This window comes from Vibrio sp. 1249-1 (genome assembly GCF_033340495.1).
The window spans coordinates 115,907-134,163 of the sequence record NZ_JAWOWJ010000005.1 but is presented as its reverse complement, the minus strand read 5'-3'; the positions used below and the strand labels follow the sequence as shown (position 1 = coordinate 134,163).

The window sequence follows — 18,257 nt, the reverse complement described above, 5'->3', positions numbered from 1 at the left end:
GCGTGCTAGCAGTACTGTACTAACACGCCCTAATATGTACTAAGAATTAATCAGATAAACAAGCTAATGTTGTTGATTTGGCGATGCTACCAATCAAATATGCTATTTAACCAGTTTGATTTCTTCTCACACTGTTGCTTTATCTGACCGGTTTTATCCCAAACCGGCAGTTTGTAATCACTACGGCAGTTCATTTCTAAACCTCCATCAGATGTAGGCTTGAACCCTAATGTGGTGATTTCTCTTGGCCATGGGAGCTCTAAACGCTCAGGAATACGCTGCTTCAAGTACTCTGCGTACACTCGTAATGCACCACTCGACCCTGTTAGATTCACGGGTTTATTATCGTCACGGCCTAGCCAAATTGTCGTCACCTCACGACCATCAACACCGACAAACCAACTATCGCGGTTGTCATTACTGGTACCCGTTTTTCCTGCCAATGCAGCCCAACCAAACTGGCTTTGTAAGAAGCGGCCAGTGCCTTGAGCAACCCCTTGTTTCATCGCGTAGGTCGTTAGCCATGCAGCTTGTTCATCCACGGCTCTTGATGAACGAGGCAAGGATTGATACAGCACATTACCTTCCATATCCATGACTGAGCGCAGAGCGGTCAGTTTGGCACGCTTACCTGAATTCGTCAGAGTCTGATACATCTGTGCGACTTCGAATGGCGTCAAAGAAAACGAACCCAAAAACATCGAAGGCACTGGGCGAATTTCGTCTTTGTTCACGCCCAAACGCTCTAAAGTATTGGAGACTTCAGGAATGCCAAGTGCCATACCTAAGCGCACGGTTGGTACGTTAAGTGATTTCGCTAAAGCAATGTAAAGTGGCACATCACCACGATATTTTCTATCGTAGTTGCGCGGCGTCCACACGTTACCTTTACTGCTCTTCAGACTTAACGGCGTGTCGTGTAGCGTCGTGCCTAGGTTGTATTTATCCGGTTGTTCTAGAGCCGTTAAGTAAATCGCTGGTTTCACTAAAGAACCAATTGGACGACTGGCATTGAGCGCTCGGTTAAAGCCTTCATAACCGACACGTTTACCACCAACCATCGCACGGATTTCACCACTATGGCGATCAACGGCCACAGCAGCGGCTTCTAACTCTTTACCACCCCGTTTAGCTAGTTCTGGGATCTTTTTCGCGATAGCTTGTTCCATTTTGCTTTGCGATACTGGGTCCAGAGACGTAAACACGCGCAGTCCGGTCTCTGCTTTAAATCGCTCCCCAACTTTTTCTTTTAATTCAATGCTCAATTGTTGGAAATAAGCTGGCTGACGGCTCGCAATACGTGGCTTGCTTTGCGTATCGAGTGGACGACTTACAGCTTGTTCATACTGCTCTGAAGTCAACATGTTTTGCTGCATTAACAGGCGCAGAACGAGATCACGACGCTCTTTCGTTCTCTCAGGGTAACGAATTGGGTTGTAGTAAGACGGTCCTTTTACCATCCCAACTAACATCGCCAATTGATCGATTCGCAACTCCTGAATTGGCTGCCCAAAATAGTAACGCGACGCCAAGCCAAACCCGTGGATCGCTTCACCTCCACTTTGACCTAGGTACACTTCGTTGAGGTAGGCTTCTAAGATACGATCTTTGCTGTAACGGTAATCCAAAATTAGCGCGATATACGCTTCTCGAACTTTACGCCACAGTGTTTTATCACGAGTCAAAAACAGGTTTTTTGCCAATTGCTGAGTCAGCGTACTACCACCTTGAACAGTACGACCGGCCTTAATGTTCGCAACCAATGCACGTGCAATCGCCAGCGGTGACACCCCGTCATGTTGATAAAAATCCCGGTCTTCGGTCGCAAGCAGTGCATCCACTAAAATTTCAGGGAACTGATCACGACGTAAGAAAAGACGCTGTTCATCACGGTCTTTCTCCAGCATGCCCAACATCTTCGGTTCTAGGCGCAAGTAACCAAGGTCTCCTCGAGATTCTAAAGACTGAATACGTTGCAAGCCGGAATCAGAGAAATGCAGCATAATGTGACGATCCGGCTCGGGACCATCGGCAAACTCGAATGGACGGCGAATCAATTCAATCCGAGTGGAAGAAGAGGAATATTCGCCTGGGTAACGAGGTTGACTCACTTTACGGTAATTCAACACATCTAGCTCGTTGCGCAGTTCTTGGATGGTGATATTCTCACCAGGGCTTAGATTCAAGATACGGGCATAAACCACCGTTGGCAGCTCAAACAGCTGGCCTTCAAAGCGTTCTTTCACCACACTATCTAAGTAAATCCCAACAAACAGCAAAACAGCGGCAAGTGCAACGCCAGCTTTCCAGCTAAACGACCACAGAACTTTCAACCACGAACGTTTCTCGTTAGTCGGTTTTTTACTCGGCGTACGTCGAGTCTGTTTTGCGGTTCCTTTATTGGTTGTACTTTTCTTCGCTGGCGCTTTTTTCGCGCTAGGCTTCTTGCTGTCAGTCATTATTCAATTGTCTTTTTGTTTTCGTTGTTGCTACATGATTGGCAGGATCATCTGGCCAAACGTGTTTTGGGTAGCGCCCTTTCATCTCTTTTTGAACGTCTTTGTAGCTTCCGTTCCAGAAAGCCGCCAAGTCCGACGTGACTTGCAATGGACGTTGTGCCGGTGAAAGCAGTTCAAGCACCAAACGCTTGCGGCCAAGAGCCACCGTTGGGGAACCACTCTCCCCAAATACTTCTTGCATACGCACCGATAATATCGGCTCGTGGCCATATTGGTAACGGATACGCTTCTTTGAACCTGTGGGTAGTTGGTAATGCTCAGGTAACCATTCATCCAGTTGTTGATTGAGTGGCCAACCTAATAGAGCATTAAGCGCTTCGACCAAGTTTATCTTGCTCAGGTCTTTAACCGAGCTGACAGACGTCATGTATGGTTCTAACCACTCCTCTAATGAATCCAGCAAACTGGCTTCATCAAACACTGGCCATGACTGCTCAGGTAACCATTCCACCGCACAACGAATCCGAGCCAACAAGCTCTCCGCTGCCGGTGTCCAGTTTAGACTCTGTAAGCCCTGGCGGCGGACATACGTGAGTAAAGCTTGTGTCATTTTTTCTTTGCCCGGGCTTGGCAACGGCTCGCGTTCAACGACCAGCAGACCGAGTTTTGTTTGTCGCTCAGCTATTAGACGGCCTCTTTTTTCATCCCAGTCCACTACTTCTTCAGACGAAAATAGCGTATCAAAGGTCGTTCGCAATATATTGACATCCAATTCACATGCCGAATGAATTTGACTTGAGTTAGAATGAGAACGCATTAAGTCAACGGCAACCAAATACTCACAGCCACCTAGCATGTCTTCCTGACGACATTCTGCACCATGACCATTAGCCAAAGTAAATCGCCCAAATTGATTTGTGCGCTGCTGCGCAATGCGATCTGGAAATGCCAAACTTAACACCAGCGGTAATGCATCTTCATCCACGCCTTTCAGGTCAAATACCGTATCCAATTTGTACGCTAGAGATTGAGCACGCTTGAACAACATCGACTTTTTTGGATGAGTACCAACAAGCCAACGATGCAAGCTATGAGCGATATTGGTAACACTCCTCTCTGGCTCTTCAATCAGTGCGACCGCCGCCAAAGCAGCATTTAACATCTTATCACTGTAAGATTGCGCTTTAATTAGCATCGCAGCCGCACGAGGCTCAACGCCTAGTTCATGCGCCTGTTTTCCTTCGGACGTTAATTGCCCTTTTTCCGTCAGTAGTCCCAATGACACCAATAGCTGCTTCGCTTGTTCCAATGACGCATTAGCGGGAACATCAAGCCACTTTAGATCGTGGATATCACTCGCTCCCCAAAAGGCAAGCTCCATAACTAAACTAGCCAAATCGGAATGCAAAATTTCGGGTTGGGGAACTAGCGGTTGCTGCTTGAACTGGCTTTCAGAATAAAGACGAACACAAATGCCCTCTTCTATTCGTCCCGCTCGTCCTGCACGCTGAATCGCTGAAGACTGTGCAATGCGTGTTTGCTCTAAGCGTGTTAAACCGTTTTTCAAATCAAAGCGGGCAACACGCTCTAACCCAGAATCAACGACGAGGCGAATGCCTTCAATCGTTAGTGAAGTTTCTGCAATGTTGGTCGCTAGAACGACTTTACGCTTACCTTGTTCTGCTGGCGTAATCGCTTTTTGTTGATCTGCAAAACTCAGTTGACCATAAAGTGGGCATACGTCGATATCATCCGCTAAATGAGACAACCGCTCTTCAACTTGTTTTATGGCACCAACACCCGGTAGGAAAGCTAACAAAGATCCAGACTCTTTGTTCATAAGACTTTCTATTGTTTTTGCCATACTCGTAGGTAAATGCTCGTTCACACCTAACGGCTGGTAGCGCATTGCCACATCAAAGCTGCGCCCTTCAGATTCAATGTAACTGGCTTCCGGCAACAACGATTGTAATGCTTGTTGGTCAAGCGTTGCCGACATTACCACCAGCTTGAGATCGTCTCGCAATGCCTCTTGAACTTCTAAACTGAATGCCAAAGCGGTATCGGCATGAATGCTGCGTTCATGAAACTCATCAAAGATCAGTAGATCAACCCCATCCAGTTCAGGGTCAGTTTGGATCATCCTGGTCATGATCCCTTCGGTCACGATCTCCAGCTGCGTTGCAGAACTTACCTTTGCCTCGCCACGAACTCGATAACCCACGCGTTGACCAACTTGTTCTCCCAATTGCTCAGCAAGATAACGGGCAATGTTACGCGCCGCGAGTCGTCTTGGCTCAAGCATGATGATTTTTCCAGCAACCGAATGATTTAAGAGTAACTGCAAAGGGAAGTAAGTCGACTTACCGGCACCTGGCGCCGCTTTTAAGATCACTTGATGTTGATTTTTGACCGCCGTCAGCAACTCAGGCATCACGGCTTCAATCGGCAATTGTGACAAAGGAAATACCTTATGGTGTAATGGTGGCAACATTGTACATAAAAAATTTTTTGTCTAAATAAGCAAATGCATTTCACACCCGCTTTAGAGTCCGCCACTCTACTCAAACGTTATAAACGCTTTCTTGCCGATATCGAGCTCGATACTGGTGAAATCCGTACAATCCACTGCGCAAATACAGGTGCAATGACGGGTTGTGCTACGCCCGGAAACAAGGTTTGGTTTTCTACTTCCGACAACCCGAAACGAAAATACCCCAATAGTTGGGAGTTGAGTGAAACCGAACAAGGCCACCGTATTTGTATCAATACCGCGCGCGCCAATCAATTAGCCGTAGAGGCTATTGAAAATAATGTCATTTCAGAGCTTTGTGGTTATGACACACTTCAAACTGAGGTGAAATACGGCAATGAAAATAGCCGAATTGATATCTTGCTCAGCGCAGACGACAAGCCAAAGTGCTATATAGAAGTGAAAAGCGTCACTCTTCTTGATGAGACCGACTCTACTGGACAAGGATACTTCCCAGATGCGGTCACGACTCGGGGACAAAAACACCTGAGAGAGCTCACAGAAATGGCACAAAATGGAAGTAGAGCCATACTTTTATTCACTGTTTTACATTCAGGTATTGAAAAAGTATCCGCGGCGCACCATATAGACGCGAAATATTCACTATTACTCAAACAAGCACAAGACGCTGGAGTGGAAGTTCTCTGCTACAAAGCTGAACTGAGCGATACTGGAATGAAGCTGATTTCCGCTATTGATTTTATCAATTAAGAGAAAAAATGATGTCGTCTTCACATTGACGATAACTTTGCGATTCAGTATTTGCTTGCACCGCCTCTTTTTGCTATAGATACCCGCCTTAAATTGACTGCGTAGCAGTTGACTAGGTGTAAGTAGGAGATGCTGTATGCCAGAATCAAAGAAGAAAACGATAGGCATCCTAGCCATTGCCGGCGTGGAGCCATATCAGGAAAAACCTGGTGAAGAGTACATGTCACCAGAGCAGGTTGAACACTTTACGAAAATCTTAACAGCTTGGCGCGACCAGCTAAGAGCTGAAGTGGATCGTACTGTTCACCACATGCAGGACGAAGCAGCAAACTTCCCAGATCCAGTTGACCGCGCCTCTCAAGAGGAAGAGTTCAGCCTAGAACTGCGTAACCGTGACCGCGAACGCCGTTTGATCAAGAAGATTGAAAAGACTTTGGATAAAATCAAAGAAGACGATTTTGGCTTCTGTGAGTCTTGTGGCGTAGAGATTGGCGTTCGCCGTCTTGAAGCACGTCCAACCGCTGACCTTTGTATTGACTGTAAAACACTTGCAGAAATCAAAGAGAAGCAAATGCAAGGTTAATCACCCAGCATTATGATTGTTGAAGGGAGCTCAGGCTCCCTTTTTGTTTTGGCTATCTTCGCACCCTATTTGTTTACTAAATTCGAGATACACGCATGACACGCTATGTAGGTCGATTCGCCCCATCTCCTTCTGGTCCACTGCATTTTGGTTCACTGATTGCCGCTCTTGGCAGTTATTTTCAAGCGAAAGCACAAAACGGAGCTTGGTTAGTACGTATTGAGGACTTAGACCCACCAAGAGAAATGCCAGGTGCAGCGCAACTTATCCTAGAGGCACTCAAGGCCTATCAGCTGCATTGGGATGGAGAAGTGGTATACCAGAGCGAACGTCACGACCTTTACCAAGCTCAAATAAACAAATGGCTCGAAAATGGAGAAGCCTATTATTGCCAATGTACTCGTAAGCAAATTAAAGAGCATGGCGGTTTTTATCCTGGCACTTGCCGCGATAAAAACTTGAAAGACGGCGCGATTCGCCTAAAAATGACCAAGCCTGTCGCTCATTTCCTCGACCAAAAGCAGGGAACCATTACGATTCCAGAGCAACTCGTTAATGAAGATTTCATTATTAAACGTCGAGATGGATTATTTGCTTATAATCTTGCGGTAGTATTGGACGACATCGACCAAGGCGTCACAGAAGTCGTGCGAGGTGCAGACTTAATCGAGCCGACAGGGCGTCAAATTAGCCTGTACCAAATACTTGGTCAGCCTGAAGTTAGCTACTTGCATTTACCATTGGCGATGGACAACAACGGCAATAAATTGTCGAAACAAAATCACGCGACGGCTATTGATATAGATACACCAAAACCTACTCTATTGCGCGCCATGACATTTTTAGGTTTCGAGATACCTGAAACCGTAAGGGCGGCCAACATAGAAGATATTCTTCGTTGGGGCTGCGAAAACTGGCGGTTGGAACAGCTTCCAGCAGAGATCGAGATCACACCGTGATTCTCAAATGGCATTGTGTAGGCTATCATTAGCCGCAAATTAGGCCCTAGAGGCGTATAAAACTAACCAAAGCAAGATTGGATTAAACCCAGTTATTGCCAGATGCACATGAATACAAACGACTATACACCAAGCGAACCTGCCACAATTCCAGAGCTCGCTCTCAATGTAATAACTCGTGAAGAGCACAACATTTCGCGTAAGCAGATCAGTGATAATGCGCTGAAGGTACTGTACCGCCTAAATGGTGCTGGTTTCGATGCTTTTCTTGTGGGTGGCGGGGTTCGAGACTTACTGCTTGGACAAAAACCAAAAGATTTTGACATTGCGACCAACGCAACGCCGGAACAGATCAAACAGCTATTTCGTAACTGCCGTTTGATTGGTCGCCGCTTCCGCTTGGCTCATATTATGTTTGGCCGAGACATCATTGAGGTTGCGACATTCCGTGGTCACCACCAAGAGCAAAAGAATAAGAGCATTTCTCAGCAATCAAAAGAGGGTATGCTGCTGCGTGACAACGTCTACGGCACCATCGATGAAGATGCTGAGCGCCGTGATTTCACGATTAACTCGATGTACTACAACATCGCAGATTACTCGATTCACGACTACGCACGTGGTATTGAAGATTTAGAAGATCGCCTAATTCGACTGATTGGTGATCCAGAAACACGCTACCGTGAAGACCCTGTGCGCATGCTGCGTGCGGTTCGTTTCGCGGTAAAACTAGACTTCGATATTGAAGAAGACACCGCAGCGCCAATCGAACACATGGCACCGTTGCTCGGTGACATTCCGTCAGCGCGTCTTTTTGAAGAGTCACTCAAATTATTGCAATCCGGTCATGGCTTAGAAACCTACCACCTACTGCGTGAGTACAACCTATTCCAGCAACTATTCCCGACGATTGCAGCGCACTTTACAGAAGATTACTCCTCTCACACTGAGCAGATGTTGGATCTTGTCCTAGATTCTACCGACATGCGCATCGAAGATGGGAAACGCATCAATCCAGCATTTATGTTTGCTGCAATGCTGTGGTACCCACTGTGTGCGAAAGCCGATGAACTGATGGAAGAGCGCAACTTAGGCCATTACGACGCCATTATGGAAGCGAGCAACATCATTCTTGACGAGCAAGTTCGCACAATTGCCATTCCAAGACGCCACACCGCAACCATTCGCGAGATTTGGCAGTTACAGCTTCGTCTTCCACGACGTAACGGTAAACGTGCATTCCGTCTTATGGAGCTCAATAAATTTAGAGCTGGCTTTGATTTTCTTGAAATGCGCGGTGAAATTGAAGGTGGTGACACTCAGAAGCTTGCCAAGTGGTGGGAAACTTTTCAAAATGCAGGCCGAGAAATGCGTCAAGCAATGGCTGCCGACTTAGACGGTCAATCACCGAAAACAGGCCAGCGCCGCCGTAAAACTTATCGCAAGAAAAAGAGTAAGCCCAAATCATGATTACAGCGTACATTGCGGTAGGCAGTAACTTGGCTGATCCTGTCAGCCAAGCAAAGCAAGCGATTGAAGCATTAAAAACGCTGCCTAAATCAGAGTTTGTTCAAGCTTCTTCGCTATACAGCAGCACGCCAATGGGGCCACAAAACCAACCGGATTACATCAATGCGGTTGTGTCTATTAACACCAGTTTGACGCCTATTGAATTGCTCAATTGCACACAAGCTATAGAGCAAGAACAAGGGCGTGTCCGTAAAGACGAACGCTGGGGACCAAGAACCTTGGACCTCGACATTGTGCTTTATGGCAATGAGGTGATTAATTCCGAGAGGCTGATCGTTCCTCATTATGGAATGAAAGAGCGTGAATTCGTACTCTACCCTCTTGCGGAAATTGCACCAAGTTTACAACTCCCTGATGGGACCGAGGTCTCTGAACTACTGGAACAAGTAGATAGAAACGGCCTCAGTATCTGGCAGTCATAGCCAACTCCTAGTAAGGATAAAACCATGAAAAAAATGACCATCAACGACCTAATCAAGTGGAAGCAAGAAGGTCGTAAATTTGCTACTTCAACCGCTTATGATGCGAGCTTTGCCCAACTGTTTGAAAGCCAAGAAATGCCAGTACTTCTTGTTGGTGATTCTCTAGGTATGGTTTTGCAAGGTCACAACGATACTCTGCCAGTAACGGTCGATGATATCGCTTACCATACTCGTTGCGTACGTGCTGGTAGCCCAAATTGTTTGTTGATGGCAGACATGCCATTCATGAGCTACACCACGCCAGAGCAAGCTTGCGAAAATGCGGCTAAACTGATGCGTGCTGGTGCCAATATGGTAAAAATTGAAGGTGGTGACTGGCTTGTCGACACGGTGAAAATGCTCACTGAACGATCAGTTCCAGTTTGTGCTCATCTTGGTTTAACTCCTCAAGCTGTTAATATTTTTGGTGGTTACAAAATCCAAGGTCGCGATCAAGAAAAAGCAGACCGCATGGTAAAAGACGCATTAGCGCTGCAAGAAGCAGGCGCTCAAATCGTCTTACTAGAATGCGTACCAGCTGAGCTTGCTGAACGTATTACGCAAGTGCTTGACGTTCCTGTTATCGGTATTGGTGCAGGTAACGTAACAGATGGTCAAATTCTCGTAATGCATGATATGTTTGGTATTTCTGCCAACTACATGCCGAAATTCTCCAAAAACTTTCTTGCTGAAACAGGTGATATGCGCAAAGCCGTTACTAAATACATTGAAGATGTAGCCAACGGTGTATTCCCAGACGACGCTCATACCATTGCCTAGAGGATAAATGCATGCAAACTTTTGCGGAAATCTCAGCAGTTCGTGAACACCTTAAAACCTTTAAACGTGAAGGTCGTAAAGTGGCGTTTGTCCCTACCATGGGCAACCTTCACGAAGGCCACTTAACTTTAGTGCGTAAAGCACGCGAATACGCTGATATCGTTGTCGTAAGCATCTTTGTTAATCCGATGCAGTTTGATCGTGCTGACGATTTAAATAATTACCCACGCACGCTAGAGGAAGACTTAAGCAAGTTAACCTCTGAAGGGGTCGATGTGGTATTTACGCCAACACCAGAAGTTATCTACCCAGAAGGTCTGGATAAGCAAACCTTCGTCGATGTCCCTGGCCTATCAACAATTCTCGAAGGCGCGTCTCGACCAGGTCATTTCCGTGGCGTGACGACGATTGTGAATAAGCTGTTTAACATCGTACAACCGGATGTCGCGTGCTTCGGCGAGAAGGACTTCCAACAACTTGCTGTTATCCGCAAGATGGTTGATGACCTAGCAATGGACATTGAAATCATCGGTGTACCAACCGTACGTGAAATGGACGGTTTAGCAATGAGTTCACGCAATGGCTTGCTTACGCTGGACGAGCGTCAACGTGCTCCTGTACTTGCTCGTACAATGCGTTGGATCAGTAGTGCCATTCGCGGTGGCCGCGATGACTACGCATCGATCATCGAAGATGCAAGCGACCAACTTCGAGCTGCAGGTCTGCACCCTGATGAGATCTTCATTCGTGATGCTCGTACATTACAAGTGATCACACCAGAAACGACACAAGCTGTTATTCTGATGTCTGCGTTCCTAGGCAAAGCTCGTCTTATCGATAACCAAACGGTAGATATGGTTGTCGAAACGAAGGAAGAAGCTGAATCTAACAATACAAACTCAGAGAACGCAGAGTAAGCTCTGAGCCATAAAAGTAAAAAGGTCGACTCTTAGTCGACCTTTTTTATACTCTACGTATAGACGCAATCTAACCCTTCAGGGCGAGTTTTAAACCGCTTGTGCAGCCACATCCACGCTGGAATATCACGTTTTATCATTTTCTCAAGCTCTTGGTTCAAGATGCTTGCCGCTTTAACCGCATTACGTCTCTCGAAACGCTCGCTAATGTCTTTTCCAATGTACAGCGTGTAATGGTGATTTTTACTCACTGTAACGCCAGATATAACCGCGCACTTTGTTGCATCAATGAGAACACTAGACCCGACGGTACTCGCCGCTTGTTCAACAGCAAAAAACGGCGCAAAAACAGAATGGCTAACGCCATAATCATGGTCGGGCAAATACCAAAGTCGATGACCATTCTTCAGAACTTTGAGCATTGATTTCACGTCTTTTCGATCAATCATTTGATGTCCAAAACGAGTTCGACCTCGATGTTGAATAAACTCATAAGCAGGATTCGAATTTGGGCGATAAACGCCATAACCTTGGGCAAACTGGCTAAAAATACGAGCGGTTATCTCCAAGTTTAAATGGTGACTGCACACCACCAACACACCACGTCCATTCTTTTCCTCAGCGAGTAAACGATCTTTTCCAACAATAGAGGTTATCCGACGTATCCGCCAATCTGGCCAAAACCAAGCGATACCGGTTTCGATGATAGCCATTCCAGTATATTGAAAGTTTTTTCGTACTACGTCCTTACATTGCCAATCCGTAAAATCAGGGAAACACAGCTGGAGATTACGCAGAGCGATCTTGTGTCGGCGCTTCATTACATGCATCGCAATACAGCCGATGCTTCTACCTAAGATTCGCAATACTACGTATGGCAGTACATTAACAAGAATCGCTAAAGATCCAAATACCAGCCATACAGACCAATATTTGGGCTTAAGTAACTGATAGGAGAAAGGCGGCGGCGGGACAATATTCATAGGATCACTCATTTATTACAAATGATTGAAACCTACCATGATAAAAACCGAAAAATTGTATGGGTATGTATTGTTATGCACGCGAAAGAGCAGCGTGAATCGCCGCTCTTTGCTTTATGAGAATGGCTTAGCTTCTTAGCCCAATCCCTTTGGTTACTAGATAATGCGCAATGACATACAGTGCAACAACAAACACTGCAAGTACACTAAATGAAGTGACAATGCCCACATCCGAGACACCTAAAAAGCCGTAGCGGAACGCATTCACCATGTAGACGATTGGGTTGATCTTAGAAACGCCTTGCCAAAATTCAGGCAGCAGACTGATCGAATAAAAGACTCCTCCCAAGTAAGTTAAAGGAGTCAATACAAACGTAGGGATGATCGAAATATCATCAAACGTTTTTGCGTAAACCGCATTGATCAAGCCACCGAGAGCAAATACAACCGACGTCATGAAGACAGTCGCGACAATAATGCCCCAGTGCTCCACTTGCAAATCAACGAACAAAAGTGACACACAAGTAACAATTGCACCGACCAACAAACCTCGAGTCACGCCGCCCATCACATAGCCAGCAATAATCACATAGTTTGGTACCGGTGCCACCAGCAGTTCTTCAATATTCTTCTGTAGCTTTGCACTAAAGAATGACGACGCCACGTTCGAGTATGAGTTAGTGATCACCGACATCATGATCAAACCTGGAACAATGTACTCCATGTAACTAAAGCCGCTCATCTCACCAATTCGAGAGCCAATAAGATTGCCGAAAATGATGAAGTACAACGTCATCGTAATGGCTGGCGGCACTAAGGTTTGCACCCAAATACGTGTAAAACGAGTGACTTCTTTGCTCAGCAAGCTGCGAAATGCCGTCCAATATAAACCGTACATTTAATTACTCCCCTCTCTTACAATGCTGACAAACAACTCTTCAAGTCGGTTGGCTTTGTTACGCATTGAGAGAACTTTAATGCCATGCTCTGTTAACTGACTGAATACCGAATTCAATCCTTGGCTCTTATCTAGTTCTATCTCTAAAGAGCCATCAACAATACTTTGTCGATTAACACCTTCAAGCTCAGGCACCTCGACTTCTGACTCAATATCCAAGATAAATGTCTCGACGCTTAGCTTACCTAGTAACGCCTTCATGGTGGTATTTTCAATCAGCTCACCACGATTAATAATGCCGATATTTCGACACAGCATCTCCGCTTCTTCTAGGTAGTGTGTCGTTAAAATAATCGTAATTCCTTGCTCTTGGTTGATCTCTTTCAGAAACCCCCACATTGAGCGGCGTAGTTCAATATCCACTCCAGCCGTTGGTTCATCTAAAATGAGTAATTGCGGCTCGTGCATCAAAGCTCTTGCGATCATTAAACGACGCTTCATCCCACCGGATAGGTTACGAGCACGCTCTTGGCGTTTTTCCCATAAATCCAATTTTTTCAGGTATTTTTCTGCTCTTTCTTTGGCTAATACTTTAGACACACCGTAATAGCCAGCTTGCTGCATCACAATTTGCTCAACGGTTTCAAACTGGTTGAAGTTGAACTCCTGTGGCACCAAGCCTAAATTCTGCTTGGCCAATTCGAGGTCGGTATCAATGTCATAACCGAAAACTTTCGTCGTTCCGGAGGTTTTATTCACTAAGGAGGAAATGATGCCAATCGTGGTCGATTTTCCTGCACCATTGGGACCCAGAAGCGCGTAGAAGTCACCCTTTTTCACTTGGAGACTTATACCTTTTAACGCCTCAAAGCCACCTGCATACGTCTTGCGCAATTGTTCAATTTCTAATGCGTACATAAGGTCTTGATTGCCGTTTGTTTGTGATTACTAATACCGACTCATATTTAGCAGCGGTTTACTACAAAATCGCCTTGGGTATCGTACTGGAGGTCCATCAGTTTATCGTTGAATAACGATGATTACAAATAAACCTTTCGATAATATTGGAAATATAACCCTTACCTCGTAAAGGTTATCTCTAAGTAAGACAAAATAGAGCATAAAAAAACGCAACAGGAAACTGTTGCGTTTTTAACTGTCAGAATGATTACGCCGTTATGCGCTGATACTGGTCTGCCTCAACATGTGCCGCCGCCGCATTCAATGCTTCGTAACGGAATTGGTACATATTTTCATCCGGGACAAGGTCAATCACATGGAATTTCTCTAGCTGTTCTCGTGTTCGCTCATTCGGGCATAATAAATACACGGCACAATTGGCATCGAGAGCATCCTTAATCGCATTCTCTAACGCCAAACCGACGGTTACATCAATCATTGGTACATCCGTAAGATCGAGAATCATCACGTCATAGTCCGAAATACTAGAGTGCTGACGTGAAATGGCTTTAGAAACACTAAAGATCATCGGACCGGAAAGATAAAAGAACAGCACTTTACCATTAGCACGATCCAACAAACCACGCTCGCTGTCAGTCAGCGGCACATCATCTTCATCCGCGTCGCTGATCGCTTTTACTTGTCGCGCCTGCTCTCGGCTCAAACGCTCGATGATGATAATGTTCGAGATAAAGACGCCTAAACCCACCGCAACGATAAGATCAACGAATACTGTAAGCAACATAACGCCATACATCACCGCCATTCCGGAAAAGCTTACCTTATGTGCCCTCTGAATAAAGCTCCAGTCTAGGATGTTAAAGCCAACATACACCGCAATGCCTGCTAACACAGCCATCGGGATTGGCTCTGTTAATCCGCCAGCAACCAGTACAACCAACGCCAACATTAGTGCACGAATCACACCAGATAATGGCGAACGAGCCCCAACTTGGATATTCGTTACCGTCCCCATGGTAGCCCCCGCCCCCGGCAGCGCACCAAACAAGCCTGAGATCATGTTAGCTAACCCTTGACCTCGCAGCTCTTTATCTGAGTCGTGTTCTTTACGAGTTAATGAGTCACCGATAACCGCCGTTAACAAAGTATCAATACAACCTAATGTGCCGAGCACTAATGCATCAATGACCATCTCGACAAACATATCTGTGTCAATATAAGGGGCGACGAGAGAAGGTAACCCAGCAGGAATTTCACCGATACGACGAATATCTTCTGTATCAAAGAGAATCACAGACAATAAAGTCACCGCGACCAATGCCACGAGCTGTGCAGGAACGTATTTACGATATTGCTTAGGGAAGAAAAAAAGAATCCCCAAAGTCAGTAGTCCCAAAAACAACTCACTGAACTTAAGGTTAGAAATGGTCTCCGGCAAAGCAGATAACGTTCCGAGTACTCCCCCTGAAGGCGCAGCATGCCCCATCAAAGGCGATAACTGTAGAATGATAAGAATCACACCAATGCCAGACATAAACCCGGAAATAACGCTGTAAGGCATCAAGGTAACGTATTTACCCAGTTTTAACGTCCCCAATAGGATTTGGAACGCGCCAGCCATCATGACAATCGTGAAAGTCATAGCCATGCCCGTTTCTGGGTATTTCGCCATCATACTGGTTAATACTGCGGTCATGATTACCGTCATTGGCCCTGTCGGTTCTGATATTAACGTATTAGAACCACCAAATAACGAGGCAAACAAACCGACCATTATTGCCCCCCAAAGGCCGGCCTCAGCACCGGCTCCGGATGCAACACCAAACGCTAACGCCAGAGGGAGAGAGATAATCGCCGTGGTTACCCCGCCAAATACATCCCCTTTGAAATTGATATCTTCAAAACGACTACCGAACACTGCTGATTTTCCCTGCATTCAATTTTAAAAAGTAAAATATCACTACTTTAACGAGCTAGGCGAAAATTTAAACCATAAATAGATTAAGGCTAAATTCACACCACAAATAGTTTCACCAGATTTTACTTTTTTCTTAATGAAAACTAGTCAGATGAGTCCTATCTGACGAATATTTAACGAGATCGAAATTGTAACATTGTGTATAGTTACAACACTGATCGCTTGCATGTGCACACAAACAGCGGCAGCGATTTTGTCTTTTAAGGGAAGTAGTTTGCAAAATGCCGGAAATAAAACAGTTATTTGAAAACAATTCGAAATGGTCTCAAGAGATCAAATCTGATCGACCTGAATACTTCGCAAAACTCGCTGAGGGGCAAAAGCCTGATTTTCTTTGGATTGGCTGCTCTGATAGCCGCGTTCCTGCCGAGCGACTAACCGGGCTATACTCAGGTGAGCTCTTTGTTCATCGGAATGTTGCAAACCAAGTTATCCATACTGATCTCAACTGTCTATCGGTCGTCCAGTACGCTGTAGACGTTCTTAAGGTTAAACACATCATTGTCTGTGGACACTATGGATGTGGTGGCGTAAACGCAGCCATTGATAACCCTAAGCTAGGTCTTATTAATAATTGGCTGTTACATATCAGAGATATCTATTTCAAACACCGCACTTACCTAGATCAAATGCCGCAACAAGATCGAGCGGATAAACTAGGCGAGCTTAATGTTGCAGAGCAAGTGTACAACTTGGGTAACTCAACCATCCTGCAAAACGCTTGGGAGCGTGGGCAAGATGTTGAAATTCATGGTGTGGTATACGGAATTGAAGATGGTCGCTTAGAGTACTTAGGCATTCGTTCTAACTCTAAGGAAACCGTAGAAGCGTCTTACCAGAAAGCTCTTTCGACGATTCTAAATACAGACAACAAGCTGCTTTGTCGCTAAGTCATACCTAAAAACTGGACAAAAAACGCCCATCTTAGATGGGCGTTTTTTTATATTTTTAATGCTGAACTCAATGATTATTCTTGAGGTACAACTTTACCGATGTATGGTAAGTGGCGGTATTTCTGCGCGTAATCAATACCCACCCCAACGACAAATTCATCTGGAATTTCGAAACCAATCCAATCCACAGGAACATTCACTTCACGACGAGATGGCTTATCTAGGAGCGTACAAATCGCGATAGACTTCGGCTCACGTAGCGAAAGAATCTCACGGATTTTATTTAGTGTGTTACCAGTGTCAATGATGTCTTCAACAAGCAGAATGTCTTTACCTTTGATGTCATCATCCAAATCTTTCAAGATACGAACGTCACGTGAGCTTTCCATCGTATTGCCGTAGCTTGACGCAGTCATAAAATCAACTTGGTGAGTCAGTTCGATAGCACGTGCCAAGTCTGCCATAAATACAAATGAGCCACGCAATAAGCCTACCAACACAAGATCTTCACTACCTTGATAACGCTCTGTAATTTGTTTGCCTAATTCACGAACTCGCTCCTGAACTTCTTGCTCAGAAATCATGACTTCTATTGTATGTTTCATACTGTGCTCAATCTAAATTTGTGGGTTGAGGTAAGTCGCACGCAAACGATCACCTAATCTTACGGCGTGTAGTGTATCACCACGTTCATTGGGTTGAAAGTCGCATCCTGTTGCCAAAAAATCTTGGAAGAAGGTCTTAGTTTTATAAAGTTCATAGCTAAATTTATCAATAATAATGACATTACTGTATATAAATTGTTCTACAGATGTTGACCTTGTGCATATGCACCATTACACTCATCACTGCTTTAAGCAACTATTAAAATAATCAATTAGGGGGTTACCCCCAATATCAACTCAAATGGCAAGGAAAATGGATATGGACTCAATTGCAAAGAGACCTAGAACTAGGCTTTCTCCAATTAAGCGTAAGCAACAGTTAATGGAAATCGCATTGGAAGTATTTGCGCGCCGCGGCATCGGTCGTGGTGGTCACGCAGATATCGCAGAAATTGCTCAAGTTTCTGTAGCGACTGTTTTTAACTACTTCCCTACACGCGAAGACTTGGTGGATGAAGTTCTCAATCACGTCGTACGTCAGTTCTCAAACTTCCTATCGGATAACATAGACCTAGACTTACATGCACGTGAAAACATCGCCAATATTACTAATGCGATGATCGAGCTTGTCAGCCAAGACTGCCACTGGCTAAAAGTATGGTTCGAGTGGAGTGCTTCAACACGTGACGAAGTATGGCCATTGTTTGTTTCAACTAACCGTACTAACCAGTTGCTGGTACAAAACATGTTCATTAAAGCAATTGAACGTGGCGAAGTGTGTGACCAGCACGATTCAGAACACTTGGCAAACCTGTTCCACGGTATTTGTTACTCACTGTTTGTCCAAGCGAACCGCGCTAAAGGTGAAGCGGAGCTGAAACACCTAGTGAATTCATACTTAGATATGCTTTGCATTTACAACCGTGAACACTAAAGCTTAGCTCGTAATATATGTCAGCCCACCGTTTGGTGGGCTTTTTATTGTCTGCTGTCAGCTAAGCACACATTTATATTTCTATATAACAAGCATAAAAAAACCGCTGCAA

General features: G+C 45.2%; 16 protein-coding genes. 9 read left to right on the top strand and 7 right to left on the bottom strand.

The annotated features are described in order from the left end of the window. Window positions 1-86 precede the first annotated feature (86 nt). Together mrcB and hrpB are read right to left on the bottom strand one after the other, a co-directional pair. A complete protein-coding gene (mrcB, locus tag R7Z50_RS11320; RefSeq protein WP_005380020.1) occupies window positions 87-2,459 on the bottom strand; it encodes a penicillin-binding protein 1B in 2,373 nt (790 codons plus the stop codon). Further along, entirely contained in the window at window positions 2,452-4,920 is a 2,469-nt protein-coding gene (hrpB, locus tag R7Z50_RS11315; RefSeq protein WP_005380021.1) for an ATP-dependent helicase HrpB, read from the bottom strand. The genes mrcB and hrpB overlap by 8 nt, the downstream gene beginning before the upstream one ends. A gap of 66 nt (window positions 4,921-4,986) precedes the next feature. On the opposite strand from hrpB, the gene sfsA reads away from it, so the two are divergent. From sfsA to panC, 7 genes are all read left to right on the top strand, one after another. Beyond that, window positions 4,987-5,703: a DNA/RNA nuclease SfsA gene (gene sfsA, locus R7Z50_RS11310; RefSeq protein WP_017635909.1), complete on the top strand. Its 717-nt coding sequence runs from the start codon at window positions 4,987-4,989 to the stop codon at window positions 5,701-5,703. A 136-nt stretch (window positions 5,704-5,839) separates the two neighbouring features. Further along, window positions 5,840-6,286: an RNA polymerase-binding protein DksA gene (gene dksA, locus R7Z50_RS11305; protein WP_005386584.1), complete on the top strand. Its 447-nt coding sequence runs from the start codon at window positions 5,840-5,842 to the stop codon at window positions 6,284-6,286. 95 nt (window positions 6,287-6,381) lie between these two features. Next, entirely contained in the window at window positions 6,382-7,245 is an 864-nt protein-coding gene (gene gluQRS / locus R7Z50_RS11300; protein ID WP_047102653.1) for a tRNA glutamyl-Q(34) synthetase GluQRS, read from the top strand. A 102-nt stretch (window positions 7,246-7,347) separates the two neighbouring features. Continuing rightward, complete coding sequence (gene pcnB / locus R7Z50_RS11295; protein WP_005386589.1) at window positions 7,348-8,715, top strand: polynucleotide adenylyltransferase PcnB; 1,368 nt, start codon at window positions 7,348-7,350, stop codon at window positions 8,713-8,715. Further along, window positions 8,712-9,197 (top strand): 2-amino-4-hydroxy-6-hydroxymethyldihydropteridine diphosphokinase, encoded by a 486-nt coding sequence (gene folK / locus R7Z50_RS11290; protein WP_017635910.1) that lies wholly within the window; start codon window positions 8,712-8,714, stop codon window positions 9,195-9,197. The genes pcnB and folK overlap by 4 nt, the downstream gene beginning before the upstream one ends. 24 nt (window positions 9,198-9,221) lie before the next feature. Beyond that, window positions 9,222-10,016, top strand: a complete 795-nt coding sequence (panB, locus tag R7Z50_RS11285) for a 3-methyl-2-oxobutanoate hydroxymethyltransferase (protein ID WP_005386592.1) — start codon at window positions 9,222-9,224, stop codon at window positions 10,014-10,016. Between the two features lie 11 nt (window positions 10,017-10,027). Next, window positions 10,028-10,933: a pantoate--beta-alanine ligase gene (panC, locus tag R7Z50_RS11280; RefSeq protein ID WP_065274834.1), complete on the top strand. Its 906-nt coding sequence runs from the start codon at window positions 10,028-10,030 to the stop codon at window positions 10,931-10,933. A 53-nt stretch (window positions 10,934-10,986) separates the two neighbouring features. Here the strand turns inward: panC and R7Z50_RS11275 are convergent, their stop codons facing one another. From R7Z50_RS11275 to R7Z50_RS11260, 4 genes are all read right to left on the bottom strand, one after another. Continuing rightward, a complete protein-coding gene (locus tag R7Z50_RS11275) occupies window positions 10,987-11,916 on the bottom strand; it encodes a Kdo(2)-lipid IV(A) acyltransferase (RefSeq protein ID WP_318149078.1) in 930 nt (309 codons plus the stop codon). 127 nt (window positions 11,917-12,043) lie between these two features. Further along, on the bottom strand, window positions 12,044-12,814 hold the full coding sequence (locus R7Z50_RS11270; RefSeq protein WP_065274835.1) for an ABC transporter permease: 771 nt from the start codon (window positions 12,812-12,814) through the stop codon (window positions 12,044-12,046). Then, on the bottom strand, window positions 12,815-13,732 hold the full coding sequence (locus R7Z50_RS11265) for an ABC transporter ATP-binding protein (RefSeq protein WP_005380000.1): 918 nt from the start codon (window positions 13,730-13,732) through the stop codon (window positions 12,815-12,817). 250 nt (window positions 13,733-13,982) lie between these two features. After that, window positions 13,983-15,653 carry a SulP family inorganic anion transporter gene (locus tag R7Z50_RS11260; RefSeq protein ID WP_065274836.1) on the bottom strand — a complete coding sequence of 557 codons (1,671 nt, stop codon included), beginning with the start codon at window positions 15,651-15,653 and terminating at the stop codon, window positions 13,983-13,985. Window positions 15,654-15,934: 281 nt separating this feature from the next. Here R7Z50_RS11260 and can point away from each other — a divergent pair, with 281 nt between their 5' ends. Further along, on the top strand, window positions 15,935-16,603 hold the full coding sequence (can, locus tag R7Z50_RS11255) for a carbonate dehydratase (protein WP_005379996.1): 669 nt from the start codon (window positions 15,935-15,937) through the stop codon (window positions 16,601-16,603). Between the two features lie 77 nt (window positions 16,604-16,680). Here can and hpt read toward each other — a convergent pair whose 3' ends face one another. Continuing rightward, window positions 16,681-17,211 carry a hypoxanthine phosphoribosyltransferase gene (gene hpt, locus R7Z50_RS11250; RefSeq protein ID WP_005379995.1) on the bottom strand — a complete coding sequence of 177 codons (531 nt, stop codon included), beginning with the start codon at window positions 17,209-17,211 and terminating at the stop codon, window positions 16,681-16,683. A gap of 319 nt (window positions 17,212-17,530) precedes the next feature. Between hpt and opaR the strand changes: the two genes are divergently transcribed. After that, window positions 17,531-18,145, top strand: a complete 615-nt coding sequence (gene opaR, locus R7Z50_RS11245) for a transcriptional regulator OpaR (protein WP_005379994.1) — start codon at window positions 17,531-17,533, stop codon at window positions 18,143-18,145. The last annotated feature ends 112 nt before the right edge of the window (window positions 18,146-18,257 follow it).